The 26,326-nt window shown below is 62.4% G+C and carries 23 protein-coding genes; 17 read left to right on the top strand and 6 right to left on the bottom strand.

Translation table 11 applies throughout. The annotated features are described in order from the left end of the window. The first annotated feature begins 15 nt into the window (after window positions 1-15). On the top strand, window positions 16-3,570 hold the full coding sequence (locus tag JFN91_RS16070) for an AsmA family protein (protein WP_199390210.1): 3,555 nt from the start codon (window positions 16-18) through the stop codon (window positions 3,568-3,570). Between the two features lie 63 nt (window positions 3,571-3,633). Continuing rightward, a complete protein-coding gene (locus tag JFN91_RS16065; RefSeq protein WP_199390209.1) occupies window positions 3,634-4,308 on the top strand; it encodes a DUF1318 domain-containing protein in 675 nt (224 codons plus the stop codon). 558 nt (window positions 4,309-4,866) lie between these two features. Here the strand turns inward: JFN91_RS16065 and JFN91_RS16060 are convergent. From JFN91_RS16060 to radC, 3 genes are all read right to left on the bottom strand, one after another. Next, window positions 4,867-5,340, bottom strand: a complete 474-nt coding sequence (locus JFN91_RS16060) for a hypothetical protein (RefSeq protein WP_199390208.1) — start codon at window positions 5,338-5,340, stop codon at window positions 4,867-4,869. A 72-nt stretch (window positions 5,341-5,412) separates the two neighbouring features. Next, on the bottom strand, window positions 5,413-5,760 hold the full coding sequence (locus JFN91_RS16055; protein ID WP_199390207.1) for a hypothetical protein: 348 nt from the start codon (window positions 5,758-5,760) through the stop codon (window positions 5,413-5,415). Between the two features lie 17 nt (window positions 5,761-5,777). Next, the gene (gene radC, locus JFN91_RS16050) at window positions 5,778-6,473 is read right to left on the bottom strand and encodes a RadC family protein (protein WP_199390206.1); all 696 of its coding nucleotides are present in this window, start codon (window positions 6,471-6,473) and stop codon (window positions 5,778-5,780) included. A 225-nt stretch (window positions 6,474-6,698) separates the two neighbouring features. On the opposite strand from radC, the gene JFN91_RS16045 reads away from it, so the two are divergent. Together JFN91_RS16045 and JFN91_RS16040 are read left to right on the top strand one after the other, a co-directional pair. Beyond that, window positions 6,699-7,316, top strand: a complete 618-nt coding sequence (locus JFN91_RS16045; protein WP_199390205.1) for a DUF47 domain-containing protein — start codon at window positions 6,699-6,701, stop codon at window positions 7,314-7,316. Next, complete coding sequence (locus tag JFN91_RS16040; protein WP_199390204.1) at window positions 7,309-8,310, top strand: inorganic phosphate transporter; 1,002 nt, start codon at window positions 7,309-7,311, stop codon at window positions 8,308-8,310. The genes JFN91_RS16045 and JFN91_RS16040 overlap by 8 nt, the downstream gene beginning before the upstream one ends. 65 nt (window positions 8,311-8,375) lie before the next feature. Here JFN91_RS16040 and JFN91_RS16035 read toward each other — a convergent pair whose 3' ends face one another. After that, entirely contained in the window at window positions 8,376-8,861 is a 486-nt protein-coding gene (locus tag JFN91_RS16035; protein ID WP_199390203.1) for a DUF2062 domain-containing protein, read from the bottom strand. A gap of 146 nt (window positions 8,862-9,007) precedes the next feature. Here JFN91_RS16035 and proB point away from each other — a divergent pair, with 146 nt between their 5' ends. From proB to JFN91_RS15990, 9 genes are all read left to right on the top strand, one after another. Continuing rightward, window positions 9,008-10,129 (top strand): glutamate 5-kinase, encoded by a 1,122-nt coding sequence (proB, locus tag JFN91_RS16030; RefSeq protein ID WP_199390202.1) that lies wholly within the window; start codon window positions 9,008-9,010, stop codon window positions 10,127-10,129. A gap of 150 nt (window positions 10,130-10,279) precedes the next feature. Next, on the top strand, window positions 10,280-11,536 hold the full coding sequence (locus tag JFN91_RS16025) for a glutamate-5-semialdehyde dehydrogenase (protein WP_199390201.1): 1,257 nt from the start codon (window positions 10,280-10,282) through the stop codon (window positions 11,534-11,536). 134 nt (window positions 11,537-11,670) lie between these two features. Beyond that, window positions 11,671-12,321: a nicotinate-nucleotide adenylyltransferase gene (gene nadD / locus JFN91_RS16020; protein ID WP_199390200.1), complete on the top strand. Its 651-nt coding sequence runs from the start codon at window positions 11,671-11,673 to the stop codon at window positions 12,319-12,321. After that, window positions 12,311-12,700 (top strand): ribosome silencing factor, encoded by a 390-nt coding sequence (gene rsfS / locus JFN91_RS16015; RefSeq protein WP_199390199.1) that lies wholly within the window; start codon window positions 12,311-12,313, stop codon window positions 12,698-12,700. Before nadD ends, rsfS begins: the two co-directional genes overlap by 11 nt. Next, complete coding sequence (locus JFN91_RS16010) at window positions 12,697-13,161, top strand: 23S rRNA (pseudouridine(1915)-N(3))-methyltransferase RlmH (protein WP_183350076.1); 465 nt, start codon at window positions 12,697-12,699, stop codon at window positions 13,159-13,161. The genes rsfS and JFN91_RS16010 overlap by 4 nt, the downstream gene beginning before the upstream one ends. Before the next feature lie 82 nt (window positions 13,162-13,243). After that, window positions 13,244-14,782, top strand: coding sequence for a 2,3-bisphosphoglycerate-independent phosphoglycerate mutase (gene gpmI, locus JFN91_RS16005; RefSeq protein ID WP_199390198.1), 1,539 nt, complete (start codon window positions 13,244-13,246; stop codon window positions 14,780-14,782). Between the two features lie 138 nt (window positions 14,783-14,920). Further along, window positions 14,921-15,583 (top strand): flavodoxin family protein, encoded by a 663-nt coding sequence (locus JFN91_RS16000; protein ID WP_199390197.1) that lies wholly within the window; start codon window positions 14,921-14,923, stop codon window positions 15,581-15,583. A gap of 264 nt (window positions 15,584-15,847) precedes the next feature. Continuing rightward, a complete protein-coding gene (locus JFN91_RS15995; protein ID WP_199390196.1) occupies window positions 15,848-16,501 on the top strand; it encodes a lactate utilization protein in 654 nt (217 codons plus the stop codon). A gap of 167 nt (window positions 16,502-16,668) precedes the next feature. Continuing rightward, window positions 16,669-17,406, top strand: a complete 738-nt coding sequence (locus JFN91_RS15990) for a ComF family protein (protein WP_199390195.1) — start codon at window positions 16,669-16,671, stop codon at window positions 17,404-17,406. A gap of 19 nt (window positions 17,407-17,425) precedes the next feature. On the opposite strand, the gene JFN91_RS15985 is transcribed toward JFN91_RS15990, so the two are convergent. Continuing rightward, window positions 17,426-18,025, bottom strand: coding sequence for a DUF2845 domain-containing protein (locus tag JFN91_RS15985; protein ID WP_199390194.1), 600 nt, complete (start codon window positions 18,023-18,025; stop codon window positions 17,426-17,428). 503 nt (window positions 18,026-18,528) lie between these two features. Between JFN91_RS15985 and JFN91_RS15980 the strand changes: the two genes are divergently transcribed. The 3 genes from JFN91_RS15980 to JFN91_RS15970 all read left to right on the top strand — a co-directional run bounded on the left by JFN91_RS15980 (window position 18,529) and on the right by JFN91_RS15970 (window position 22,172). Beyond that, window positions 18,529-20,022, top strand: coding sequence for a hypothetical protein (locus JFN91_RS15980; protein WP_199390193.1), 1,494 nt, complete (start codon window positions 18,529-18,531; stop codon window positions 20,020-20,022). Window positions 20,023-20,106: 84 nt separating this feature from the next. Further along, entirely contained in the window at window positions 20,107-21,096 is a 990-nt protein-coding gene (locus JFN91_RS15975) for a prenyltransferase/squalene oxidase repeat-containing protein (RefSeq protein ID WP_199390192.1), read from the top strand. A gap of 104 nt (window positions 21,097-21,200) precedes the next feature. Beyond that, the gene (locus JFN91_RS15970) at window positions 21,201-22,172 is read left to right on the top strand and encodes a peptidylprolyl isomerase (RefSeq protein WP_199390191.1); all 972 of its coding nucleotides are present in this window, start codon (window positions 21,201-21,203) and stop codon (window positions 22,170-22,172) included. Between the two features lie 451 nt (window positions 22,173-22,623). On the opposite strand, the gene JFN91_RS15965 is transcribed toward JFN91_RS15970, so the two are convergent. Continuing rightward, complete coding sequence (locus tag JFN91_RS15965; RefSeq protein ID WP_199390190.1) at window positions 22,624-25,116, bottom strand: helicase C-terminal domain-containing protein; 2,493 nt, start codon at window positions 25,114-25,116, stop codon at window positions 22,624-22,626. Window positions 25,117-25,394: 278 nt separating this feature from the next. Between JFN91_RS15965 and JFN91_RS15960 the strand changes: the two genes are divergently transcribed. Further along, on the top strand, window positions 25,395-26,312 hold the full coding sequence (locus JFN91_RS15960) for a TIGR01212 family radical SAM protein (protein WP_199390189.1): 918 nt from the start codon (window positions 25,395-25,397) through the stop codon (window positions 26,310-26,312). The last annotated feature ends 14 nt before the right edge of the window (window positions 26,313-26,326 follow it).

Below are 26,326 nucleotides of genomic sequence, written 5' to 3'. Positions count from 1 at the left end.
ACAGGAAGGGGGCACATGAGAGAGGTCGGCGGCAGAGACTTAATCCCGGAGGGACCGGTCAGGATCCTGGCGTACATTGGCGCCGGGCTCCTGGGCTTGTGCCTGCTCGCCTTTATCCTCCTGCAGATCTACCTCGCCACGCCGCTCCCCGCCCGCCAGATCTCCCACCTGGTCACCTCCACCATCAACCAGCAATTCACCGTGCAGCGCGTCTCGCTTTCGGGGCGAACCCTCGTACTGAGCGGGGTCAGGCTAATGAACCCGAAAGGGTTTGCTGGCCCGGACCTGGTCGCGGCGGAGACCGTGGCGGTCAAGCCGCAATGGCTTGGCCTGTTGCGCGGCAAGCGGCGCTTCGATCTCATTGCCGTCGACGGCGGCAGCGTCAACCTTCTCAAAAACGGCACCGGCGCCTGGAACTTCACCGAGCTGCAGCGCAGGCTGGCAGCAAAGAAACCGGCCAGGCCCGCCCCCGAGACGGTGCTCGGCACACTCCTGGTGCGCAAGGGAGCGCTGACGGTGCAGGGGGAGGGGGTGCGGGGACTCGATGTCAAGCTCTACAACCTGACCAGCGGCGGTTCGCGCAGCGCACAGGTGGAGCTTGCTTTCGAGGATGCCGGACACAACCGCTACCAACTGCAAGGGACCGCGCGGCCGGGCGACCAGGCTGCCGTAGACCTCACCCTGAGCGCCCCCATCCTGTCGCTGCGCAAGGTCGCGACGCTACTGAAGCTGAAGAACCCGCAGCCGCTTGAAAAGGCGGCCGGCTCGCTCACCGTCAACGCGGTGCTGGCCAAGGGGGAACTGCGCAGCTCGGGCTCGTTCCGGTTCAGGGACGTGCTGCTGCCGGCTGCCCGGGGCAGCTATCCCATAGCGGGGACCCTGCAGTTCAACGGAACCTACACCCTTGCCGAGGACCGGGCGGACCTGAACGACGCGACACTCTCCATCGAGAAGGTAGCGCAACTGCACGCCGAAGGGAGCCTGACCGGAGTGAGAAAGGAGCGTCGCTACGCCCTGTTGTTCGGGGTGGACCAGGTCGACCTTGCCCTGCTCAACGTGCTGCTGAACGACGAGGCCCGGCGCGGCCTGCTGCTGGCGGGGAAGCTGCGCTGCGAGTCCCTCCGGTTGGAAGGCACCGGCACCGGCGGGGTGGAGAGTGCCGCCGGTGTCCTGCTGATCCAGGATGGCTCATTGACCAGGAAGGGGGAACTGCTGGTCACGGGGCTCTCCGGGAAGGCGGCGCTGTCGCGCAAGGGACAGCGCATCGCCGCGGTCGGTTCTCTCTCTGCCGCTCCAGGGGCGGGCGGGGCGGTCATCGAGACACTGCACCTCCCCTTCGATGTAACCCTTTCTTCTCATTTGAAGCCGGTGACGATGCAAAGCCGAGGCTTCGGCTTCCGCGCCTTCGGAGTCCCCGCGGAGGGGGATCTGTCATACGATCTGCAGCGTCCCGAGCCGCTGTCGGCGACGCTCAGGCTCGCGCAGGCAAAGCTCGCCTCTTTGAACCCGTTCCTGAAACGCTACAACGTGCAGGCCACCGCCGGCACCTGTTCGGGTACGGTGACGTTGGCTGGAAAAGGGGCGCAGGACCTGAAGCTCTCGGGTCGCATCGCGCTGGCCGGATTCGCGGGAATGCGGGGCAAGGAGCCGGTGGCCGTCAGGGACGGGGCGGTCAGCATAGACCTGCGGCAGCAGGGGGGACACCGGCAGGCTTCCGGCCAGGCACAGCTGACAGGAGTGACCGTGGGCGCACAGCACGGCGACGCCCGCTTCGGCTACCGGGTCGAAGACGAGAAGGTCACCCTGGACGGAGTCCAGGCCCGGCTGGGAGCGGCCAGGCTGGTCGCCAACCGGATCGTCAGCCGCTTGCCCCCTCCACGAACCCCGGCCGGACAGACTCCGCTCTTCCTGCAGCTGGAGGGGGGCGCGTTGCGTCAGGGCGAGCTGGAGTTGTCGGGGCTGTCGGGGCGGGTTGAAGGCAGCATGATCACGGCAGGAACGGAAAAATGGCTGGAGGGCTCCGCAGACCTTTCCTCCCGGGCCGTAACCGTGAATAGCAAACAGCTCGGGGGGGCGGTGCTTCAGGCAACGTTTGCCAAGGCTGGCGGGCACGCACAGCTGAACAGCACTTTGCTGGGTGGAAAGCTGGCCGCAGAGGCAGCCTTCCGTCCCTTTGCTGCCGAGTCCGGAGTGGCGTTCAAGGCTTCCCTGCAGGACGGCAGCGCGACCCAGGCGGCATCTTTGCTGCCGCGGACGGCGACCGTCAGTCCCACCGGCGGCCACTTCGACCTGCACGCTTCAGGCACCTACTCCGGCAAAAAGGGGCTGGAGTGCCGCTTCGATACCAAGGGGCGCGGGTTGGCCCTGGCCAAAGGCGGCAAGAACGCTATCTCCGGCGCCTCACTGTTCCTGTCCGGGAGCTATGCGGGAGGGAACCTTTCGATCGGCGAAGGGATGTTCTCGCCGGGCAAAGGGGTTGCGCTAAGGGCGCGGGGGCAGATAGCCGCCGCCTTCACCCCCAAACGGCGCGGGACCTTAAGCCTCGCGCTCCCCGACACCCGGATCGATGAACTGGTCGATGCCACCGTGAACCTGCTGCCCCCGGCACTCCAGGAGGCGACGCTGAAAGGGGCGTTCGCCGCCAAGGGCACATTGGAGTTCCGGGACGGGCGTCAGCTTCTGGAGGGTGGCATCGACCTGCAGGGGGGGAGTGTCGAGTCGCCCCCCCAGAAGCTGACGGTTGCCGACATCAACGGCAGGATCCCGATCTCCCTCGACCTCTCCGGCAAAAGCGCGCCGCAGCCCAAAGAGAGCAGGGAGTTCAGCAGGGCAAACTATCCGCGACTGCTCGGCCAGTTGCAAGCTCTCCCTATGGCAGGCGAGCAGTTGACTGTTGGGAAGACGGTTTTCGGCACACTGGAACTGGGGAAACTCACCCTGCAGCTGCGTGCGGCACAGGGGCTCATGGAGGTTGTCCCCCTGCGCACCACCCTGTACGACGGCACCATTCTTGGAACGGCTCACCTGGCGGTCAGGGAAAAGACAACGTATCGCGCCGACCTGCTGGTGAACGGCCTTAGCCTGAAGCGGCTCTGCCGCAGCATCCCCAGCGTCCAAGGGTACATCTCGGGGCGGGTGGACGGTGTCATCAGCTTCAGGGGGATGGGAGGCAGCGTCGCGGGGATGACCGGGTTTGTCGACCTCTGGGCCCGCGAAGGGGGAGGCGAGAAGATGCTGGTCAGCAAAGAGTTCCTGCAGCGCCTGGCCAAGCAGAAGCTCAGTGGCTTTTTCCTGAGCCGGGACCGCGATTACGACGCGGCGGAGATCAAGGCAACCCTGCAGGATGGGGATCTGACCTTCAACACCTTGAAGATCGTCAACACCAACTTCTTCGGGGTCAAGGACCTGAACGTCAACATCGCGCCGACCCAGAACCGGATCGCCCTGGACCATCTGCTGGAGTCGATCAAGGAGGCGGCGGTGCGCGGCAAGCCGGCAACCGGCGAGCCACCGTCGGAGAAGACGCCGTCCAAATCCGAGCCGGTGCCGGAGTTCAAGTGGGAAGAGTGATGCTGCTGTGCTATATTCGTGAAGTGCCACTGAACAGACCAACGACAAAGACGGGGGTATCCCATGAACAGAAAATTGATCAAGTTGCTGCTGGCCGTTGCCTGCTTCTCCCTTGCCGCCTGCGCCGTGATCACGGTCAACGTCTACTTCCCCGAGAAGGCAGCCAAGGAGGCGTACAAGTCGCTGGACGACATGCTCCTGAAGAGCGGCGAGAAGCCGGGCACCCCTTCTGCTCCCCCGGGCCAGCCGCCGGCGGCGCCGCAGGATAAACCGCAGAGTCGGCTTTTTGACACCTTGCCGCAGTTCTCATTGGTGACTGAGGCCTATGCCGCGAATACCGAGGCCGACGCGGACGCCCTCGCGGTCGAGCTCTCCAGCATGCCGGAGGTCCTGAAGGCCTACGACGACATGAGCAAGCGCCTCCCCAGGCTGAACGCCCTCTTCGCCAGCGGTGCAGTCGGGCTGTCGAAGCAGGCGCTGGTGGTGGTTCCACCTTCTGCCAAAGCAAAACTCGGCCCGCAGGATGAGGCGCTGGTCGCAGCGGAAAACCTGAGCCGCAAGACGGTGGTATTGAGCATGGCCAAGGCCATTCTCAAGCTGCAGAAGCAGAAAGAGACCAAGGAGGCGCTGAACCAGGTCATGGGTAAGGCGGCCGCCACCTACGCCGAGACCAAGCGGGAAGCGGCCCCGCCGGGGTGGTGGATGCAACTGCCGAACGACCGGTGGGTGCAGAAGTAATGACGTGAAACAGGGACATATCTGAAGAAACGGCCGCGGGGATTTAATTCCGCGGCCGTTTTTGTGGGCGGTGCGTTGCTACCAAGCCCCCTCTCCCTTTGGGAGAGGGCTGGGGTGAGGGCTTAATCAGGAGAGAATGACACAGCAAGCAGCGCCCTCACCCGGCCTGCGGCCACCCTCTCCCAGGGGGAGAGGGGGCACGCTGGACAGGATTGATGACACAGCGATAGCGGGATTTTGACAGTTGTGCAAAGTTTGAACTGCTGCTCAAAACGTGAAAGTGGTTGAACTGTGGTTGTTTTTGTCGAAAGTGGTGAGCCGGAGCGGGTTAGCTGTTCAGTCGCTGGATCGACGGCACAGCGTGACTTCTGGTGGTAGTTGCGGAAAAAGTTAGTAAAAACGGGATCTTAAAATTTTTTCGGGCGCCCGGTGAATTTGGCACCGCTCTTGTAATAATGAAAGACAAAGCGGCACAGCAGATGCCGCTTGCCAGAAAACCCAACTTTTGCGCCGATGATGGATCCTCCTTTTCCTCTCGGCGCTTTTTTTTTGTTGCCGTCACGCCAGCAGGAGTCTCCCTAGCGATGCTTTCGCCGCCGACCCGGAGACGTCCGGCATGATCTCCAGTTCCAGCGCCGTCACCCCGTCCAGGTCCACTTGGTACTCCTCCTGCTCCGCGGTGGTGCCGGGAGGGGAGAAGGTGAACTGCTGGCGCACGATCTCCCGGAAGTTGTGGCCGTGATGCTGGGCGTAGCGCAGGACGAATTCCTGGGTTCGCGCCACTTCCTCTTCGTTGATCAGCAGGTAGATCCGCTTCACCTGCTGCGGGGTGTCGAACAGCAGGCGAATCATCTGCGGGCCGGGGTCAGCCGCCCGCCATCCCGGGGCTCCCGCCGGTTGCAGGGCGGCCTCTATGGGCTGGGTCGGGTCTTCCGAGGATATTTCCACCCGGGCGATATTGTCGAGGTCCAACCACTCGGCACTTTGGTCGTGGTGCTGCTGAAATTGGCTTTTCGCTACGGTTTTCCTCATCTGGCTCTCCTGTTCCGCCGTGGCGGTGCCCTCACCGGCTGATCCGGCGGCCGGGCTGTAGAGGTGACGTCTTCAAAGCAGCAACGAGGCAACCCACCAGGCGATCAACGCCGCTTCCAGGACGGCGTCCAGCAGGTACACCGATGCGATGATTTTTCGTGAGGCGTAAATGACATCGACGGCGGCAAGGGCTGCGGCACTTGCTACCGCCAGCAGCACCACGGCCTGTGTCACCTGGTCGGCAAGACCGGCCGCGATGAGTGCCGCCCCGATGACGGCCAGGACCGCCCCGACCGTTTTCACCAGCCACAGGTCGGTTTTGGGGCCGGTGACCATTATGAAGGTCCTGATGCTGAAGATGGGCCACTGGCCCGTTATCAGAAAGTACCCCCCTTGCACCTGGGCGACGGTCGCTTCCATGGCTCCTCCGGGTGCCGCTAGATCTGGCCGTTATCGGCAAAACTGTAGTACGCGTTCTCGCCTATGACGATGTGATCGAGCACCCTGATCCCCATGATTTGCCCGGCCTCGCACAGAAGGCGGGTGACGGCAAGATCTTCGGGGCTGGGAGTGGGGTCGCCGCTTGGGTGGTTGTGCAACAGGATCATGGCCGCCGCCGACTGGCGCACCGCCGCGTTGAAGACCTCGCGCGGGTGCACGATGCTCTGGTTCAGTGACCCTTCCGAGATCAGGGCGCGGCTGATGATCCGGTTCTTGCCGTCCAAAAGCAGCGCCACGAACTGCTCGGTGTGCCGGTCCCGGTACTCGTGGTTCAGGTGTTCGAACACCTGCGCCGCCGAGGTGAAGCGCTCGAAGGATTCGATGGGGCGCCGCTCCTTCTCCCGGATGCGCCGGGACAGGTCGAGCGCAGCCAGAATGCAGGTCGCCTTGGCCGGGCCGATTCCCTTGACCCGCTGGATCTCCGGCAACGAGGCGTCGGCCAGCCCCCGCAGGGACTTGAACTGGAGGATCAGCTCGCGGCCCAGGTCGAGGGCGCTGCGGCCGCTGGCGGCATCGCCGCTGCCGAGGATGAGGGCCAGCAGTTCCGCTTCGGACAGTGCCGAGGGGCCTCGTTGCATCATCTTCTCACGGGGACGTTCCGCTTCGGGCCAGCACTTAATTCCGCCGCTCATGAAACCGCTCCTGTGATGGAGTCTTGGGTTGGAAAAAATTAAAGCTTAATAATACACAAGGGCAGCGGCTGCGCCAGACCGAAAGCGGGGAGGGAGTAAACAGCATCCCCCTAATTAGTTTGGACGAATTACTTATTTCATGGTTTTATATTTCCCGGGGATATGTTATATCTCCACAGTTTGCAACTAGATGCCGGCCCGCGGCCGGGACTTTGGAGGGACTAAATGTTTGGGTTGATGCCAAAAGATGAAAAGTTTTTCGCCATGTTCAGGGAAATGTCCCACAACATCATCGAAGGAGCTCAACTCCTGAAGGACATGCTGGACAACTTTGACGATCCTGTGGCCAGCCAGCGCAAGATAAAGGACGTCGAGCACAAGGGCGACACCATCACCCACGATATCATCAAGAAGCTGAACAAGAGCTTCATCACCCCCTTCGACCGTGAGGACATCTACGCCCTCTCCGCCGCGCTGGACGACATCCTCGACCTGATCGACGCCTCCGCACAGCGCTTCGTCATGTACAACGTGCAGAAGCCGACGCCGGAATCCAAGGAACTCGCCTTCCTGATCCTGAAATCCTGCCAGACCATCGACAAGACCGTTGCCGTCCTCGGGGGCAAGCTGGAGCCGATCAGCGCCTACTGCATCGAGGTGAACGCCCTTGAGAACGAGGCGGACCGCGTCTGCCGCGAGGCGATCAGCCGTCTTTTCGCCGAGGAGAAGGACCCGATCCAGCTCATCAAGTGGAAAGAGATTTACGAGACGCTGGAGACTGCAACCGACAAGTGCGAGGATGCCGCGAACATCCTGGAAAGCGTGGTGGTAAAAAATGCCTGAGGTCACACTGGTCCTGCTGGTGGCCGTCATCGGCGCGGCCCTGCTGTTCGACTACATCAACGGCTTCCACGATACCGCGAATGCCATCGCGACCTGCGTGTCCACCCGCGCGCTCACCGTCAGGACGGCGATCTTCATGGCCGCGGGCCTGAACTTCATCGGTGCGATGATCTCCACCAAGGTTGCGGCGACCATCGGCAAGGGGATCGTCGACGCCAGCAGCATTACGCAGATGGTGGTGCTGGCCGGCATCCTGGGCGCCATCATCTGGAACCTGATCACCTGGTATTACGGCCTGCCTTCCTCCTCGTCGCACGCCATTATCGGCGGACTGGTGGGGTCGGTCGTGGCCCACGCCGGCAGCGGCGCGCTGCACTGGGCGGGTCTCAAGAAGATCATCACCGTCTTGATCGTGTCGCCCATCGTCGGTGCCTTCTTCGGCTTCATGTTCATGGTCGGCATGATGTGGGCGTTCAGGAACAAGGCGCCTTACAACCTGAACAAGGTGTTCCGCAAGCTGCAGATTCTCTCCGCCGCGGTGATGGCCTTCTCCCACGGCACCGCCGATGCCCAGAAGTCGATGGGTGTCATCACCATGGCGCTGGTCAGCTACGGCTCCATTGCCACCTTTGATGTCCCCAACTGGGTCAAGATGTCCTGCGCCATCGCCATGGGCCTGGGCACCGCCGCCGGCGGCTGGAGGATCATCAAGACGGTCGGCCACGACTTCGTGAAACTGCAGCCGGTGCACGGCTTCTGCGTCGAGACCGCTTCGGCAGCGGTCATTCTGGGCGCTTCGGCCATGGGCCTTCCCACCAGTACCACGCACGTGATCACCTCCTCCATCCTCGGGGTCGGCCTGACCAAGAGGATCTCGGCGGTGAACTGGGGCGTTGCCTACCGCATCGTCACGGCATGGGTGATCACCATCCCGGCTTCGGGCTTCGTCGGTTTTGTCAGCTATATGGTGTTGTCGCCATTCCTGGGTAAGTAACTGGGGGGAGACATCGGGAATAGGTCGGGGGCGGTCTGCGGACTGTCCCCGATTTTTTTTGCGATCTACTCCAGTTCTTCACCCACCTCGGACATCTCCTTGGCCAGTTCAGCCTGGGCGGCGTCCTTGGCGCGGAAGCGGATGACGAGGTAGTAGCAGAGGAAGTAGGCGATGACGGCAGCGAAAAAGCCGAGGATGGAGGAGCCGAGGATCAGGGACTTCGCGTAGCGTTCCAGGTTGTGCCACTCCAAGCCGCCGGAAATGGGAAGGTCCTTGATGGGGCGCCCACGCAGGAAGGCGCCGAGCTTATAGCTCACGCCGAGGATGGGGACCACGGTGATGGGGGTGTTGACCCAGGCCCCGGTGATGCAGGTCAGTTTGTTGAGTCTTAGGAGAAAGGCTGCCGCGATGGCGAGGGGAGTGTGGAGGCCGAAGAACGGGGTGAAGCTGATAAAGACGCCGACGGCGAAACCGGCGGCGATGTGCCCGGGATGGCTGTCCAGCGATAGGATGCCATAGATCCTTTTTTTCCAGAGCTCTTTGTTCAGCAACAGTCACCTCGAAGTGGGCCCCAGTCTAAAGTTCGGACCAGCCTTTGTCAATGAGTTTGACGGCTCCGGCTTCTTAAGAAAATTGCCACAGGTGGGGAAACGTGTTAGTATCCTTACCTTTACTAAACAAATAGACGGAATCCGTTATGCGTAAGGAACTGCTCAAAAAGGTAAAGAGAATCGTGGTTAAGATCGGCTCCGGCGTCTTGACCTGCGAGGATAACGGCATCGATCCCGCGTTCCTGGACGGGCTCGCCTCGCAAATTGCCGGGCTGCGCGCCCGCGGGATCGAGGTAGTCGTGGTTTCCTCCGGTGCCGTGGCGGCGGGGCGCCCGGCGCTCGGTCTGCCGGACCGGCCGAAGACCCTGCCGCAGAAGCAGGCGGCGGCCGCCATCGGCCAATCGCGCCTGATGCGTGCCTACGAGGAAGCCTTCTCCGGCTATGATCTCAAGGTCGCCCAGATCCTCTTGACCCGCGACGACCTCGCCAACCGGCGACGCTTCCAGAATGCCCGCGGCACCCTGGACACGCTGCTCTCCTGCGGCATCGTGCCGGTGATCAACGAGAACGACACCGTCGTCGTAGATGAGCTGAAGTTCGGGGACAACGACAACCTCTCCGCGCTGGTCACCAACCTGGTCGAGGCGCAGCTTCTCTTGATCATGACCGACATCGACGGCCTCTACACCGCCGACCCGCGCACCGACCCGAACGCCACCCTGATCCACCAGGTGGGCGCGGTGACCCGCGAGATGGAGCGCGGCGCGGGGGGGAGCGGCACCAACGTCGGTACCGGAGGCATGGCGACCAAGCTTGCTGCCGCCAAGAAGGTGGTGAAGTCAGGCGTTGCCGCCATCATCTTCGCCGGCAAAGGGGACGGCAACCTGGCCCGGGTCATGAGCGGCGAACTGCTCGGGACCCTGTTCCTGCCTGCCGGAGAATCGCTGAACCGGCGCAAGCACTGGATCGCTTTCACCATCAAGCCGGCCGGGAGCCTCGTGGTTGACGCCGGCGCCCGGGGCGCGCTGGCCACCCATGGCAAGAGCCTGCTCCCTTCCGGGATAGCCAAGGTGGAGGGGCGCTTCGATCGCGGCGCCTGTGTCCGGATCGTGGACCCGGACGGGGTCGAATTTGCGCGCGGCATCGTGGACTACTCCAGCCAGGAGATCGAGAAGATCAGCCGCCACAAGAGCAACGAGATCGAGCAGATTCTCGGCTTCCGCTATGGCGACGACGTCATCCACCGGGACAATCTGGTTCTTCTCTAACCGCACCGCAAGCCACGTGCTCGCGGTAGCGCCCTCATCCGCCCCTGCGGGGCACCTTCCCCCAGAGGGGGAAGGAACGTGAGCCCCCTCGCCCTCCGGGAGAGGGTCGGGCTCTCACAGCAGCACAGCCTTAAACCGTTGGAGGTACACATGTCAGTCGCCGAACAGATCCGCACCATCGCAGCCGAGGCCCGGCAGGCTTCCTTCGCCATGGCGAAACTCTCTTCCGCCGTTAAGAACGAGCTCCTGCTGGACATGGCGCAGGGGCTGGTTAACAACGCCGAAGAGATCATCGCCGAGAACAAGAAGGACCTCGCGGCCGGCAAGGAGCGGGGACTCTCCTCCGCCATGCTGGACCGCCTCATGCTGAACGAGGCGCGCATCAAGGGGATGGCCGACGCCATCCGCGAGGTGGCAGCGCTCCCCGATCCGGTGGGTGAGGTGACCGGCATGTGGAAGCGCCCCAACGACCTCATGGTCGGCAAGATGCGCATCCCGCTGGGGGTGATCGGCATCATCTACGAGTCCCGCCCCAACGTCACCTCCGACGCGGCCGCCCTGTGCCTGAAGAGCGGCAACGCGGTGGTGCTGCGTGGCGGCTCCGAGGCAATCCACTCCAACCTGGCCATTGCCACCGTCTTAAAGGGCGAGTTGGCCAAGCGCAATATCCCCGCGGCGGCACTCTCCCTGATCCCGTTCACCGAACGCGAAGGAGTCACCGAGATGCTCAAGCAGGAAGAGTTCATCGACGTGATCATTCCCAGGGGAGGCGAGAGCCTGATCCGCTTCGTGGTGGAGAACTCCAAGATCCCGGTCATCAAGCACTACAAGGGGGTCTGCCACATCTTCGTGGACGCCTCCGCCGACTTCGAGATGGCGCGCGAGATCATCATCAACGCCAAGGTGCAGCGCCCCGGCGTCTGCAACGCCCTGGAGACGCTGCTGATCCACAAGGACATCGCCGAGAGTTTCGTCCCCTTCATCTATGAGGCGCTGGACGCACAAAAGGTGGAGATCCGGGGCGACGAGACCTTCCGCAGCTTCGCGCCGCAGGCCGTGCCGGCCACCGAGGAGGACTGGTACGCCGAGTACCTGGAGCTGATCCTGGCCGCTCGCGTGGTGGACGGGCTCGATGCCGCCATCGACCACATCAACCGCTACTGCTCGCTGCATACCGAGTCCATCATCACCGGGGACTACGGCAACGCCCAGCGCTTCATCCGTGAAGTCAATTCCGGCGTGGTCATGGTCAATGCCTCGACCCGCTTCTCCGATGGCAACCAGCTGGGGCTGGGTGCGGAGATCGGCATCTCCACCACCAAGCTGCACTCGTTCGGCCCGATGGGGCTCACCGACCTGACCACGACCAAATTCATCGTGTACGGCGCCGGACAGGTGAGGCCCTAAGGCAAAAGCCTTAACGCAAAGCCGCGAAGGCGCGAAGAAAACCAAAAGAAGTCGGGTCTACATCCTTGCGCCTCGGCGCCTTGGCGGCTTTGCGTTAAAGCCTCGTCCTTGTCACAACCGGAGCGTCAATAGCAATGAAAACGGGGATACTGGGGGGGACCTTCAACCCCATCCATAACGCGCACCTGCGCATAGCCGAGGAGGCGCGCGACCTGTTCCAACTGGACCGGGTCGTGTTCATCCCGGCTGCCACACCACCGCACAAGCCGCAGGTGGGGGAACTCTCCTTCGCCAGCCGTCTGGAGATGGTGCGCCTGGCGGTCGCCGGCAACCCCTCTTTCGAGGTCTCCGACATGGAGGCGGTGCGCGGCGGACGCTCCTATTCGGTGGACACTCTGCGCCAGCTGCACGCGGAGCACCCGGAGGACGAACTCTTCTTCATCGTGGGGGCGGACTCGTTCAACGACATCTCCACCTGGCACCAGTACCAAGCCATCTTCGGCCTGTGCAACATCATCAGCGTGCAGCGTCCCGGCTCAACCATCGCCAGTCTCGCCCAGGCCCTCCCTGTTGCCATGAGTGGGGAGTTCTGCTATGATTCGGCGGCTAAACGCCTGAACCACGGTTCGGGGCACTGTGTCTACGCGCTGGACGGTGTGCTGCTCGACATCTCATCCAGCCATATCCGGCAGCTCGTCAAAGCCGGCCGTTCGATCAGGTATCTCCTTCCCGAGGTCGTCGAACACTACATAAAGGAACAAGGGTTATACGTTGATGCAAGATAAGGAAGTAATGATTCCGGCCGTTGAACGCGCCGTGAAATGTGCGGCTTTCGCCCTGGACAAGAAGGCGCTCGACGTCAAGGTGCTCGAGATCAAGAACATCTCCAGCATCGCCGACTACCTGGTGCTCGCCACCGGGCGCTCCGACCGCCAGGTGCAGGCCATGGCCGACTCGGTCAAGCAGGGGCTCAAGCCGATCGACCAGGCCATCGACACCGAAGGGTACGACGAGGGGCGCTGGGTGGTGGTCGACTACGGCGACGTCATCGTGCACCTGTTCCAGGAGGACGTGCGCAAGATCTACAACCTGGACGACCTCTGGAGCCGCGCCCCGCAGATCGAGATCCCCGAGGAATACCTCTGGGAGCATAAAGAGAAATGAGACTGAAGCTCCTTTGGGTCGGCAAGACCCAGGAGAGCTGGGTCCGCACCGGCATCGAAGAGTACGCGGGGAGGGTGAAGCGGTACGCACCGCTGGAGATCCTGGAGGCCCGCGAGGAAAAGGGGGCGCAGGCCGCTACCATGCGGGAGCGGGAATGCGAGCGCCTCGCCAAGCTGATCCCCAAAGGGGGGAAGCTGGTGCTCCTGGACGAGAGGGGGGAGCAGATGAGTTCCCCGGAACTCGCCTCCTTCCTGTCCAAGAACCGCGACCAGGGAACCCAGGACCTGGTCTTCGCCATCGGCGGGGCCTACGGCTTCACGGACAGCTTCCGGGCCCAGGCTTTCAAGACCATTTCGCTCTCCCGCATGACGCTCACCCACCAGATGGTGAGGGTCTTCCTGCTGGAGCAGATCTACCGCGGCTTCACCATCATTAACGGTGAGCCGTACCATCATGAGTAGGTAAATGATTGTTTTAAAGGTGAAGACGTTCTGCTTCACCTTTTTTAATTGGGTCTAATACTTCTAATGAGGGAGAAATGCCATGCCGAAAAAGCCTCTGCTCTTGATGATCCTCGACGGTTGGGGGATCAACCCCGAACAGGAAGCCAACGCCGTCGCCCAGGCAAAGACACCCAACATGAACCGGCTCACTGCCGATTACCCTTCCGGCCAGATCGACGGCTCCGGGCTCGCGGTCGGGCTACCTTCCGGCCAGATGGGTAACTCGGAGGTCGGTCACACCAACATAGGTGCCGGCCGCGTGGTCTACCAGGACCTGACCAGGATCAGCAAGTCGATCGACGACGGTGATTTCTTCACCAACCCCGCACTGCTCGACTGCATGGCCAAGGCGAAGGCGGGGAGCGGCAGGCTGCACCTGGCCGGACTTCTCTCCGACGGCGGCGTGCATTCGCACGACACTCACCTCTACGCGCTGATCGAGATGGCTAAAAAGCAGGGAGTGGCGCAGGTCTTCGTACACTGCCTCATGGATGGTCGCGACACCCCGCCCCAGAGCGGCGCCGACTATATCAGCAACCTGGAAAACGAGATCGCCCGGATCGGCTTCGGTAAGATCGCCACGGTGATCGGGCGCTACTACGCCATGGACCGCGACAACCGCTGGGACAGGGTGGAGAAGGCCTACCGGGCCATGGTGCTGGGCGAGGGGAACCCGTTTGCCAGCGCGGAGGCCGCCATGAAGCAGAGCTATGCCGACGGGGTCACCGACGAATTCGTGCTCCCCAGCGTGATCATGGCCGGGGGCGAGCCGGTCGGGAGACTTTCCGACGGCGACGCCTTCATCTTTTTCAACTTCCGCTCCGACCGCGCCCGCGAGATCACCCGCGCCTTCACGGATCCGCAGTTCAACGGATTCCAGAGAGAGGTGTGGCCGAAGCTTTCCTCCTACGTCTGCATGACCACTTACGACGAAACCTTCGGTCTTCCGGTGGCCTTCGGCCCGGAGGAACTGGTCAACATCTTCCCGGAAGTGATCAGCAACGCGGGATTGACCCAGCTGAGAATTGCGGAGACCGAGAAGTACGCCCATGTCACCTTCTTCTTCAACGGTGGCAGGGAGGAGTCCTTTCCCGGTGAAGACCGCGCCCTGATTCCGTCTCCCAAGGAGGTCGCCACCTACGACCAGAAGCCGGAGATGAGCGCATACCTGGTCACCGAAGAGCTCATGAAGCGGCTGGACGAGGACAAGTACGACGTCATCATCCTCAACTTCGCCAACGCCGACATGGTTGGCCATACCGGCATCTTCTCCGCCGCCGTCAAGGCGGTCGAGGCGGTGGACGAGTGCGTGGGCAAGCTGGTGGAGAAGGTGCGCGCCAAGGGCGGCATCACCATCATCACCGCCGACCACGGCAACGCCGAGATGATGCAGGACGATCAGGGCGGACCGCACACGGCGCACACCTGCGACATGGCGCCGGTGGTGCTGGTGGATGACGCGAGGAAGGGTGTCAAGCTGAGGGCCGGCGTCCTCGCCGACCTCGCCCCGACCATGCTGGAGCTGCTCGGCCTGCCGCAGCCCGCCGAGATGACCGGGAAGAGTTTGCTGGCGAAGTAGCAAAACATCCCCCTCCCTGTCCCTCCCCCTCCGGGGGAGGGGACGCTGCGGCGCACTCATCAGCAATGGGCATCCGCCCATAGCTCCTCCCCCTGGAGGGGGGAGGCTGGGAGGGGGGACCCACGATAGGAGAACTGCATGAAAATTCTGGCAATTAACGGCAGCCCCCGCGGCATGAACGGCACCACGGGACGGCTTCTGGAAGAGGTTCTGGCCGGCGCGGTGCAGGCGGGCGCCGACATCGAGATCGTTTCGCTTTCGGAGACTCCCATCAAACCTTGCCTGGCCTGCGATGCCTGCCACAAGGTCGGCATCTGCCCGGTGAAGGACGAGTACGAGACCATCAAGGACAAGCTGCTGGCGGCGGACGCTTTCATCCTGGCGACCCCCAACTACCTGTTGAGCATCACCGCGCAGTTGAAGGCATTCCTGGACCGCTGCAACGGGCTCATCCACCTCACCGCGCTGGAAGGGAAGTATTCGGCGCTGGTGGAGACCTCCGGCGGTGGCGGGGACGAAGAGCCGCTTGAATACATGCAGCGCATCGTGAACGCGATGGGGGCCCAGAACGTCGGCAGCATCGGTTCTCCCGGTGCCGGTCCGCGCATGTTCCCGGACCAGGAGGCGCTGTTCCAGAAGGCCCGAGCCTTGGGCAAAGACCTTTGCGACAGCGTGCGCGAGAAACGCTCCTTCCCGGAGCAGGACCCGTTCCGCCTTGGCTTCAAGGAGCGCATGAGCCACCTGATCGGTTTTATGGGCGAGTGCTGGCCGTATGAGAAGGAGTACCTGGCGCAGAGGTAGCGCCGAGATCTTCCCGGTGGCAGGCGCCCTCACCCCTGCCCCTCTCCCGGGGGGCGAGGGGGAAAATGATACCTTCTACCTCTGGGAGAAGGCCCCGCACGTCCATCTCCTCCCCCCGGAGGGGGGAGGTCGGGAGGGGGGCATAGCTTGAGTCGGACCCCCTCCCTGTCCCTCCCCCTCCGGGGGCGGGGACGCTCTCACCGGAGTCGAACTTGTTTTCGGCATCGGCGTAACAGTAATCACCTACGGGTCATTGGAGGATACATGAGCAATACCGAAGAGTTGAACAACTGGGCCTTCGCCCACAAATGCCAAAAGGCAGTGGAGAACCTGAAGAAGAATGGTTTCGACGCGCTCTACTGCCATAACGGCGAAGAGGTGTTCCACTACATCGTCAACGAGGCGGCCCAGGCGCAGAGCGTCGGCTTCGGCGGCTCGCTTTCCATCGCGGACCTGAAGCTCTCCGACAAGCTGAAGGGGATGGGGAAGGAGATCCTGAACCACGGTCTGCCAGGGCTTTCCCCCGAGGAGAAGCTGGCCATCACCAGGCGGCAGCTTACCTGCGATCTCTTTCTGACCGGGAGCAACGCGGTAACCCTCTCCGGCGTGCTGGTCAACATCGACGGCAACGGCAACCGCGCCGCCGCCATGTTCTTCGGGCCGCAGAAGGTGATCGTGGTGGTGGGACGCAACAAGCTCGTGGATGGCAGCATCGAGGACGCGGTGCAGCGCATCAGGACCTACGCCTCGCCGCCCAACGCCAAGAGGCTGAATCTCTCCACCCCCTGCACCACCACCGGCTTCTGTTCCGACTGCAACTCGCCGCAGCGCATCTGCCGCGTGACCACCATCATCGAGAAGAAGCCGAGGAACACCGATATCAGGGTGCTGGTGGTCAACGAGGATATGGGACTTTAGAGAAGCAGAAGCCGTTCAACGTTCAACGTTCTATGTCAAAACCAGGACCTTCCGTGCTGATGGCATAGGACAGATGCAGCGCGGACTTCATGCAAGGGGCAAGGGGCGTTCCTAACGTCGAACGTTGAACGTTGAACGTTGAACGGGTTTGTTTCTTCGGGGTTGTCATGTTCTTGCGCCCTCTGATCGATCTGCTTTTTCCTCCTTTGTGCCACGCCTGCAAAGGGGCCTTACCTGCGACCGGGGCGGAGGGAACTCCGCCCCACCCCTTCATCTGCGCCGATTGCCTCGGCAAAATCGCTTTCCTCACCTCGCCCTTGTGCACCCGCTGCGGCGCCCCGTTTGCCACCGGCGATGGCCATGACCATACCTGCGGCGCCTGCCTGTCCCATCACCCTTTCCATACTTGCCGCTCGGTGGCTGTCCTTGCCGGTCCGCTCCAGGAACTGATCCATCGCTTCAAGTACGGAGGCAAACTCCATCTTGCCGATCCGCTTGGGCTGCTGGCCTATCAAAGGCTGGAACAGTTCCTGGGTGAGGCGAAGCCGGAGTGCGTGGTGCCGGTGCCGCTGCATCGCAAAAGGCTCAGACAGCGCGGCTACAACCAATCGCAATTGCTTGGCGAGGTGCTGGGGAAAAAGCTGAAAGTGCCGCAAGTGGTGGGGAACCTGCGCCGGCTGCGCTGGACCGAGCCCCAGACGACGCTGGATGCCGGCGAAAGGGTGACCAACGTAAAGGGGGCCTTCGGGGTGCGGGATCCGAAGGCGTTGGCGGGGAAGCGGGTGCTCTTGGTGGACGACGTGTTCACCACGGGAAGCACGCTCGGTGCCTGTGCCGACGCGCTGCACGAGGCGGAGGTCGCCGCGGTGGTGGCGGTAACGGTGGCGCGGGGGATCCAGCAGTAAGCGGAACCGGCCCCGCGCGCTACTTGCCGAACTCCCGCGGACGGATGTCGGTAGCCACGCCGTTCTCGAAACGCAGGGTATAGCCGGGAAGATCGGGGCCATAGCGATAGGTCCATTCCTCGATGGCCATCGAGGTGCGCTTGGTCACCTCTCCCTCCACGGACACCACCATCTTGTCGCCGCGCTTTTCGCGCGCCAGGGGCTCGCCACACTTCAGGTAGGCATCCACTATGGTGTCACCCAGCGCCAACCCCTCGCCGTTGCGGCATTCCGGCATCATCGGGTCGCGCATGCTGCCGTAGCCCAGGTTGCGTACCTCCGTCAGTTTCCCGTTCAGAAAGACCAGGCTCAGCATGAACTCCTGCGGCCCGGTATCGAAAATCCACTCGTCGTAGGACGTGGTACTGCGCGTCGTCTTTTTCCCCTCAAACCGCTCTTCCCAAAGGTCGCGGTGCTCCTTCAGTGTCGGCTGCGGACACTGGGCCGCAACCTCCGCCATCGGCTGACCGATTACGACCTCCTCCCTGCAAGCCGCCCCATGAGCAGGCACGGTGAACGATGAGCACACCCCCAGGGTCGCCACTACGACCCAAAGCTTCAACCCTGCCGAACCAAGCATTTTCACTCCTGAACCATCACCTCCGGACTATCATCGCCGCCATCTAGTAGCACAAGGGGTGCCAAAGAACCACCAGCAAATCGCCTGCCCGGCCATTTGCATGAGATCTTCCCTCGTAATCAAACCTTTATGTCATCACCCGCCCTCTGGCGGTACCCCTCGCTTTGAGGGTGCTGGTACAGGCTGTTAGGGGTAAAGCCTCACCGGGCTGGGTGGTTATGCTCTGGGAGAAATGGCTCTGGATGGGTGCGGGGGCGGGGGGAATGGGTGCTATGCCCCACATTAATGAACGATACCCGAAACGCTCGGTGGTCAATTATACACGGGGTTAGAAGCCTTTTTGATGCTGGCATGCTCCCTGCTAATATCAGCGCCGTCCGCATACCGGGTGCGGACAACGGAAGCAACCGGTTACGCCGAGTGAGGTACCCACCCTAGGCCAAGCCGGGAGTTCCCCCTAGAGGGAAAAATGGTTTTACACGAAAAAGGAGGTAACACAAGGCATGAGATTGAAAAAACTTGTACCCGCGCTGGCCCTTACCGCAGCAGCCCTGACGGTTGTCGTCGCTCCGGCATTTGCAGGCAAGACCGGAGCCCCTAGCTCCTACAAGGTCGTTGCGTGGAATGATCTTGGTATGCATTGCGCCTGCCCGACTTTTGCCGGGTTCCTGCTCCTCCCCCCGTTCAACACGGTAAGGGCCCAGGTCCTGGGGTACGGCGGCAATGACCCCGTCATCATCGATTCGACCAACGCCGGCACCTACGGTGTCACGGTAAGCTACGGCATGGCCGACAATACCGAGTCCACCCTGCAGGCTGACTCCTACTTCCAGCAGTGGATCACCTATTCGCCGAAGCTGTTCCCGGGCTTTGTGCCGGTCGTCGGCGGCAAAGTTCAGGGCATCGCCGGCAACGGCATCTCCGGCAACATGACCTACGACAGCAACCTGAAGGACTGGACCGCGGTCGGCATTCCGGCGTACCCGCTAATTGACGCCAACTCCGCGAAAAATGTCATGACCGACCCTCTTGGCGGCGCGAACCGCAACCCGTACCCGATGACCAACGTGTACGTGAAGAACAGCTCCGGCACCATCCTGGCACAGACCAGCACCGTGACCCCGGTTGCCTTCGGCGGCTGCTGCTCCTGCCACCTGTCGCTTGCTTCCGCCAACGGCTACCCGGCAACCCCGACCGGCTCCTTCGCCTATCTCGGCAAGATGCACGGCATGAACTCCAGCAAGATCGACTTCAACTACCTTGACCCGACCGGCGACGGCACTTCTGGCCCGATCCGCTGCTCCTGGTGCCACTGGGATCCGGCGATGGGCGAGAGCGCAGCACCGGGCCTCGCCAACGTATGGCCCAACTACGTGATCATGGCGGGCGCCACCTTCACCAAGGCTGACGTCAAGGTTTCCCAGTATTCCTTCTCCGACGTTCTGCACCGCTTCCACAGCCAGAGCAGCAAGGTTCTGACCCAGTACGACGCCAACGTTGCCACCAACTGCTACGACTGCCACCCGGGCAACAACGTCAACTGCTACCGCGGTTCTCACAAGGCTAAGACAACCCTCTGGTGTGTCGACTGCCATGGCAACCTGAACCAGCGTACCGCTGCCGGCCAGCTGACCCAACCGTGGAAAGCCTCCACCCTGCCGTCCTGCACCTCGGCAAGTGCCGGGGCCACCCCGGCCTTCGCCTGCCACGCCACCAACATCGTGGGTGGCACCGTGTACCCGACCAGCCCGACCCTGTTCGGCAAGTTCATCAACGGCCGGGGTCACAAAGGGAGCATCAAGTGCCAGACCTGCCACGGCTCCGCTCATGCCGAGGCTCCGTCGACCATGACCCTGGACAACACCCAGCTGTCCACCCTGCAGGGTAGCACCAGCTACAGCTTCCCCGCCGGCAAAGACAAGACCTACGCTCTTGGCGTCTGCGTCTTCTGCCACTCGGGCAAAACCTCGACCTGGGGCGTTCCGCCGCATCAGTAAGACAACGTAATTGCAATTCCGGGGGGGAGGAAATCCTCCCCCCTTTCCCCAAAAAGCCCATTCATATCCATACGGAGTACGACCATGTACATTGCCAACAACATCCTACGCATAGCGGCCGCGCTTACCGTGGTCGCCGCTTTGGCAGCTCCCGCCCTGGCCAAGGAAAAAGCCAGACAGCCCAAAGCGAAAAGCGCCGAGTTTGACTTCAAGAAAACCAACGCCTTCATCCGCGAGATGGAGGGACGCCCGGATTTCCCGGTCGCCACTGTGATCGCCAACGATTACGTCTACACGCTCCTTGCCATGGGAGAGAAGATAGATACCGGCAGGCAGAATGCCATCATCCTGGCAGCCAAGCTTGCCCAGCAAAAAGACGGCGGCTTCACGCCGGACAAGTCCAGCAAGACCTCCTCCATCCTCTACACCGACATCGCCCTGGAAACCCTGGCGCTGCTTGACGCCGGCAACGCCATCGACCGCAACAAGGTCAAGGCCTTTGCCGCTTCCTTGAAAAACCATGACGGCGGCTTCGGTTTTTCCACTGATGCCAGGAAATCCTCGCTTGCGACAACCTACTACGCGTTACACGTGCTGAAGGCTGTGAACGGGCTGGATGCGGTGGATCGGGGCAAGACCCTTGAATACGTAAAAGGATTCGCCAAGAAGGAGGGAGGCTTCGGCCCGGAAAAGGGTCCCGGCCGCCCCAACGCACGCAGCACCTACATGGCCGCGTACATCCTCAACGCCTTGTCGGGCATGGATGCCCCGACCGCCAAAAGTGCGCTGCAGTACCTGGAGAGCACACCGTATCTCGACAAGAAGAGCAAGGAGCGTCCGGACCTCGACGAGCAACTCTACACCATCCGCGCCTTGAAGGAGATCAATGCAGGTAACCGCGTCGACAAGGCGCTGGCCTTCAACTTCATGAAGCGGCTGTACATCAAGGTGAACGGCGGGTTTGGCCCCCTGGAAGGGTACGGTTCCACTCCCGACTCCACCACGACCGCGCTCCGTATCCTGAGCGAGATCGGCAAGGTGAAGGGTGTGCAGGTGCAGGTGGCGAAGCGATAAAGAAACAGTTGAGAAGCAGGTTAGGTCAAGGGTGAGGTTGAGAACGGAAACGCTTTCCACTCAACCTTAACCTCGATCTTAGCCTCGCTTTTAAAGGAGTTGACATGCTTTCTTTACATAAGATGACCCGTTCGGCGGCAGCCCTGTCGCTGCTGGCGCTGGCAGCCTGCACAGGCGGGCCTGCCAAGAACTCTCCCCAGGCCGCCGTGGAGAAGGTGAACGGCGCCCCCATCACCCGCGCGGAACTGGACCGTACCGTCAAAGCCCTCGTCGGGCAGGCCGATCCCAAACAGTTGCCGCCGGACCAGCTCAAGAAGGCGACCGACGCGGCACTGAACCAGTTGACCGCTGCCGAGTTGCTCTACCAGGCGGGGATGAAGCTGGAGATCAAGGACCTCGACAAGCAGGTGACCACCCGCATCGTCCAGAGCAAGTACCAGTACCCTTCCCAGGCAGAGTTCGACAAGGCGCTGCAATCGGTGGGGATGACCCAAAAGGAACTGGAGGAGGCGGCGCGCAAGGATATCGTGATCAACAACCTGATTGTGCAGCGATTTGCCGGCAAGACGGATGTGTCTGAGGCAGAGGTGCGCAAGTACTACGAGGACAACAAGCTGAAACAGTTCACCCAGGGGGACCGGATCAAGGTGAGTCACATCCTGATCGGGGTTGCCAAGGGCGCCAACGCGGAAGCGAAGCAGCAGGCTAAGGATAAGGCGCTGGCAGTGTTGAAGCGGGTCAAGGGGGGCGAAGCCTTCGCCTTGGTGGCCAAGAAGGAGTCGACTTCGCCCACCAAGGAGCAGGGGGGGAGCCTCGGCATTATCGGCAAGGGACAAAGCCTGCCTCCTTTCGAGAAGGCGGCTTTTGCACTCAAGGCCGGCGAGATTAGCGACGTGGTGGAGACTCCGCTCGGGTATCACGTGATCAAGGTGGAGCAGAAGCTGCCGCCGGCGACGGAGCGCTACGAAGATGTCAAAAACACCATCGCCGGGAACATAAAGCGCGAGAAGATCCGGGGCATGCTGGCGGCTTACGTCGAAGAGTTGCGTGGCAAGGCTAAGATCGAAAAGGTGTAGTTCCGCCTGGCGGATTTGTTATTCGACGCGTTGTGAATGGGTCAACGCGGAGGTTGTGATAAAGGGGCCGACCGGGAAGTCGGCCCCATTTTTTTGGAGATGGTACGTGGGGCAAAATCCCCCCTGTCCCCCCTTCGCAAAAGGGGGGGACGTAGTGCCGGCTGCTAACATGTTTTCAAGGGGAAATGACCTTAGGCGTGGGATTTTACGAGAGAGGCTGCTTGGTCCCTCCTCCCGTTGCGGCAGATTCATCATACAAGTTCGGCAAAGTGGAATATGTTGGCGCGTAACAGCTGCGCGCGAACTAGAGTTCCCCCCTTTGCGAAGGGGGGACAGGGGGGATTTGGAAGCATGGTCCTCAGCGCAAAACCCCTTGGTATCCTCTGCGTAAAGGGGGGGACGTGAGGTCTCGCAGTTCCGCTGCGTGAACTGCAGATAGGGAGTGGACTTCCTAGTTCGGTGCGAAGAAGGATTCGAGCCGGCGACAGATTTCTTCTTCCGGCGCTTTCAGGACGGTGACCCCGTGGAGCGCGGTGAGGAATATCTTGCCGTAGTTCTTGGTCAGTACCCTCGAGTCCAGGATCAATACTGCCCCGCGGTCCTCCTTGCTCCGGATCAGCCTCCCGAAGCCCTGCTTGAACTTGATCACCGCCTGGGGCACCGTGTAGCTCATGAAGGGATCGCCCCCCTTGGCGGTGATGTGCTCGCTCCTCGCCTCCAGGATAGGCTCGGTTGGGACCCGGAAGGGGAGGCGGGTGATCACGACCAGTTCCAGTCCCCGCCCCTGCACGTCCACCCCCTCCCAGAAGGAATCGGTACCGAACAGCACCGGGTTGAGCGAGTTGCGGAACTTGGAGAGGAGCATGTGGCGATTGGTCTCCCCCTGGCGCATCGGGGTGAGGCCGGCGGCCTTGAGCGGCTCGGCCAGGCGGTTGAAGACCCGGACCAGCAGGTCGTAGGAAGTGAAGAGCACGAAGGCGCGCCCCTGGGAAATCTTGAGCGCGTCCAAAAGGTGGCTGCACAGCCGGGCCTCGAACATGGGCGAGGTCGGCTCGGGCATGTCGGCGGGGACCGCCACCAGCGCCTGGTGCGCGTAGTCGAAGGGAGAGGGGAGCAAAAGCTCGCTGACCCGATCCTTGGCGAGCAGCTCTATTCCGGTGCGGTGCTTCAAAAAGTCGAACTTTTCCCCGATGGCCAGCGTGGCCGAGGTGAGCACCACGGTCTTGAAGCGATCGAGGATCGCCTTCTTGATCGACTCCGCCACCTCCAGCGGTGAGCAGCAGAGCTTCACCAGGGGGCCCTTTCTCAACTCGAACCAGCGGCAGAACTCGTCCTCGCGGGCCATGAAGAACCTCAGTGCGTCGACCGCGCACTCGATCCTCCCTTTCACCCCCCTAAGGTCGGTGAGCGGCCCGGACAGCTTCTCCAGCACCTTGTCGGAAAGCTTCTCGCACCCCTTCAGGAACGCCTGCATGGCAAGGGCGTAGTCCGAGAGTTCCTTGGCCATGTGCTCGATGTGCGGCGTCACCTCCTGCCAGAGCGGAGTGTTGTAAATGGCCGGCGTCACCCGCAGCTTCTGTTCGACTCCATCCTTCTTCAGCTTCCTGAACAGCGCCTCGCCGATCTGGTCCATGCCTCGGGTCACCGCCTCCAGCACCGCGACCCTCCTCGGGATCAGGCGCCCTTCCAGGACTTCCGCGATCTCCAGGTAGAGGTCGTCCTGCGATTCCGGCACGGCGGCGGAGAGCTGGGTGGAAAGCTGCGGCAGCACGCCGCGGTGCGCTTTCCTGGGGTGCTGCAGTTTGCCCAGAAGCTTGACCAGCCCCAGCCGGCTGACCTGGCTGGAGAGGAAGTTGGTGGCGACATCCTCGAGGTGATGCCCCTCGTCGAAGATGAGCCGGTGGAAGGGGGGGAGGATGGCCGTGGCGTCGTAGCCGGTCTCCTGGCGTACCGAGAGGTCGGCGAGGAGCAGGGCGTGGTTCACCACCAGGAGGTCGGCGCCGGCCGCCTCGCGCCGGGCCTTGTAGAAGAAGCAGCGCGGGTACTCCGCACACTTCACCCTTCCGCACTGGTCCGACTCGCAGCAGAGCTCTTCCCAGACTTCATCCTTGGGGATGAAGGCCAGGTCCCCGCGACAGCCGTCCTCGGTCTTTTTGCTCCAGGCGACAATGGCGTCCAGCTCCTGGGCGGTATCGTCCTTGAAGAGCGAGGCGTCGGCCGCGTTCACGCGCAGCTTCCTCAGGCAGAGGTAGTTGCCGCGGCCCTTGACCAGCACAGCCCGGAACTGCACCCCTGCGTGCTGCTGCAAGAACGGGATGTCCTTCTGGATCAGCTGCTCCTGCAGGTTGATGGTGTTGGTGGAGATGACCACCCGCTCCTTGTTGCGCACCGACCAGAGGGCGGCGGGAAGGAGATAGGCCAGCGACTTGCCGGTACCGGTTCCCGCCTCGACGATGGCGACCTTCTCCTCGTTGAAGGCTTCCGAAAGGTTGAGTGCCATTCTGCTTTGCTCGGGGCGGTGCTCGTAGCCCGGCAGGGCCTGGGCCAGCACGCCGTCGGGCGCGTAGAAATGTTCGACCTCGGGATAAGAGAGGCGCTCCACCACCTTGCGCGCGAAGGGCGCGACCACCTGGTTGGCGCGGGAGGCATCGTTGTTGACGATGTAGAAGCCGACCCCCTGGTTGCCCAGGAGTGAGGCGATCTCGATATCGGGTTGCGAAGGGTTGAGGTTGCCGGAGGGGTGGTTGTGGATGACCACGTCGCCGAAGGAACAGGCGATCATGATGGCGGGGACGGCGTCCTTGTTGCCGCGCGCCAGCGGCTCCACGGTTACGACGATGCGCGCCTCGTCGGTGCGACCCAAAAAGAAGACTTCGTTGCCGTTTGCTTCTGCGATTGCATTGCGGAGCTGCTCGATGGCGAGAGCTGAAAAGTACTTTTGCATGACCCGGTTGAAGATACAGGGTTTGGGTGGGGGAGGCAACTGAAAAGGCAGGGTAAGGTCGGGGCTAGCCCCTCCCCCCCGGAGGGGGGAGGCTGGGAGGGGGGAACGAACCGCTGCACCCCCTCCCTGTCCCTCCCCCTCCGGGGGCGGGAACGAGAAGCGGACGGATCCACGAAATGACGTGGGCGAATGATTATTCGCCGCTACAGTGGACAGGAGACGCAGCGTCATTGATCCATCGGGCCGCTATATGTTAGAAGAGATGCCGAGGAGATTTCATGCAGCGCTACAACGCATTTTCTGAAGAGCTGAAGAGGGTGTTCGGCTGCAAGGTGCAGCGGCTGTCGGTGGACGCGGGATTCACCTGCCCGAACCGCGACGGCAGCGTCGGCACGGAAGGGTGCATCTTCTGCGGCGGCAAGGGCTCGGGCTCCTACGGCATCCTGCAAGGGGTAGGTGTCGCCGAACAACTGGAGCACGCCAAGGAGGTCATGGTCCGAAAGTACAAGGCTTCCCGCTTCATCGCCTACTTCCAGTCCTACTCCAACACCTACGCGCCGGTGGAACAGCTGCGCCGGCTCTACGACGAGGCGCTTTCCGTGCCGGACGTGGTGGGCCTTATCGTCGGCACTCGCCCGGACTGCCTCCCGACCGAAACCCTCGACCTGCTCGCCGAGTACGCCCGGCGCTGCTACTTCTGGCTGGAACTGGGCCTCCAGTCGCCGCTGGATCGCACCCTCTCCGCCATCAACCGCGGCCATGACCTCGCCTCTTTCAGCGCCGCCGTCGCGGAGTGTCAAAAGCGCGGCATCCGGGTCTGCGCCCATATCATCCTGGGACTCCCGGGGGAAAGCCGCGAGGAGATGCTTTCCGGTGCCGAGTTTCTCAATCAGGCCGGCGTGGACGGGGTCAAGGTCCATCTCCTGCACGTGATGCGCGGCACCCGCTTGGCCGAGCTGTACCAGGCAGGGGAGGTGCCGCTTCTGGATCGCGACAGCTACGTCGGGCTGGTCTGCGACTTCCTGGAGCGGCTCGACCCCAACATCGTGGTGCAGCGTCTGACCGGAGACGGCAACAGGAAGGACCTGGTCGCGCCGCTCTGGTCGCTCGCCAAGTTCGAGGTGCTGAACTGCATCGACCACGAACTGGAGCGGAGAAAGACCAGGCAGGGTTCCGGGAGGGGACTGGCTCCGTAAGGTGCCTGTCCCCC

Source organism: Geomonas anaerohicana (assembly GCF_016458305.1).
Classification (GTDB): Bacteria; Desulfobacterota; Desulfuromonadia; order Geobacterales; family Geobacteraceae; genus Geomonas; species Geomonas anaerohicana.
The sequence above is the reverse complement of the archived record's forward strand: the minus strand, read 5'-3'. Positions and strand labels throughout refer to the sequence as shown.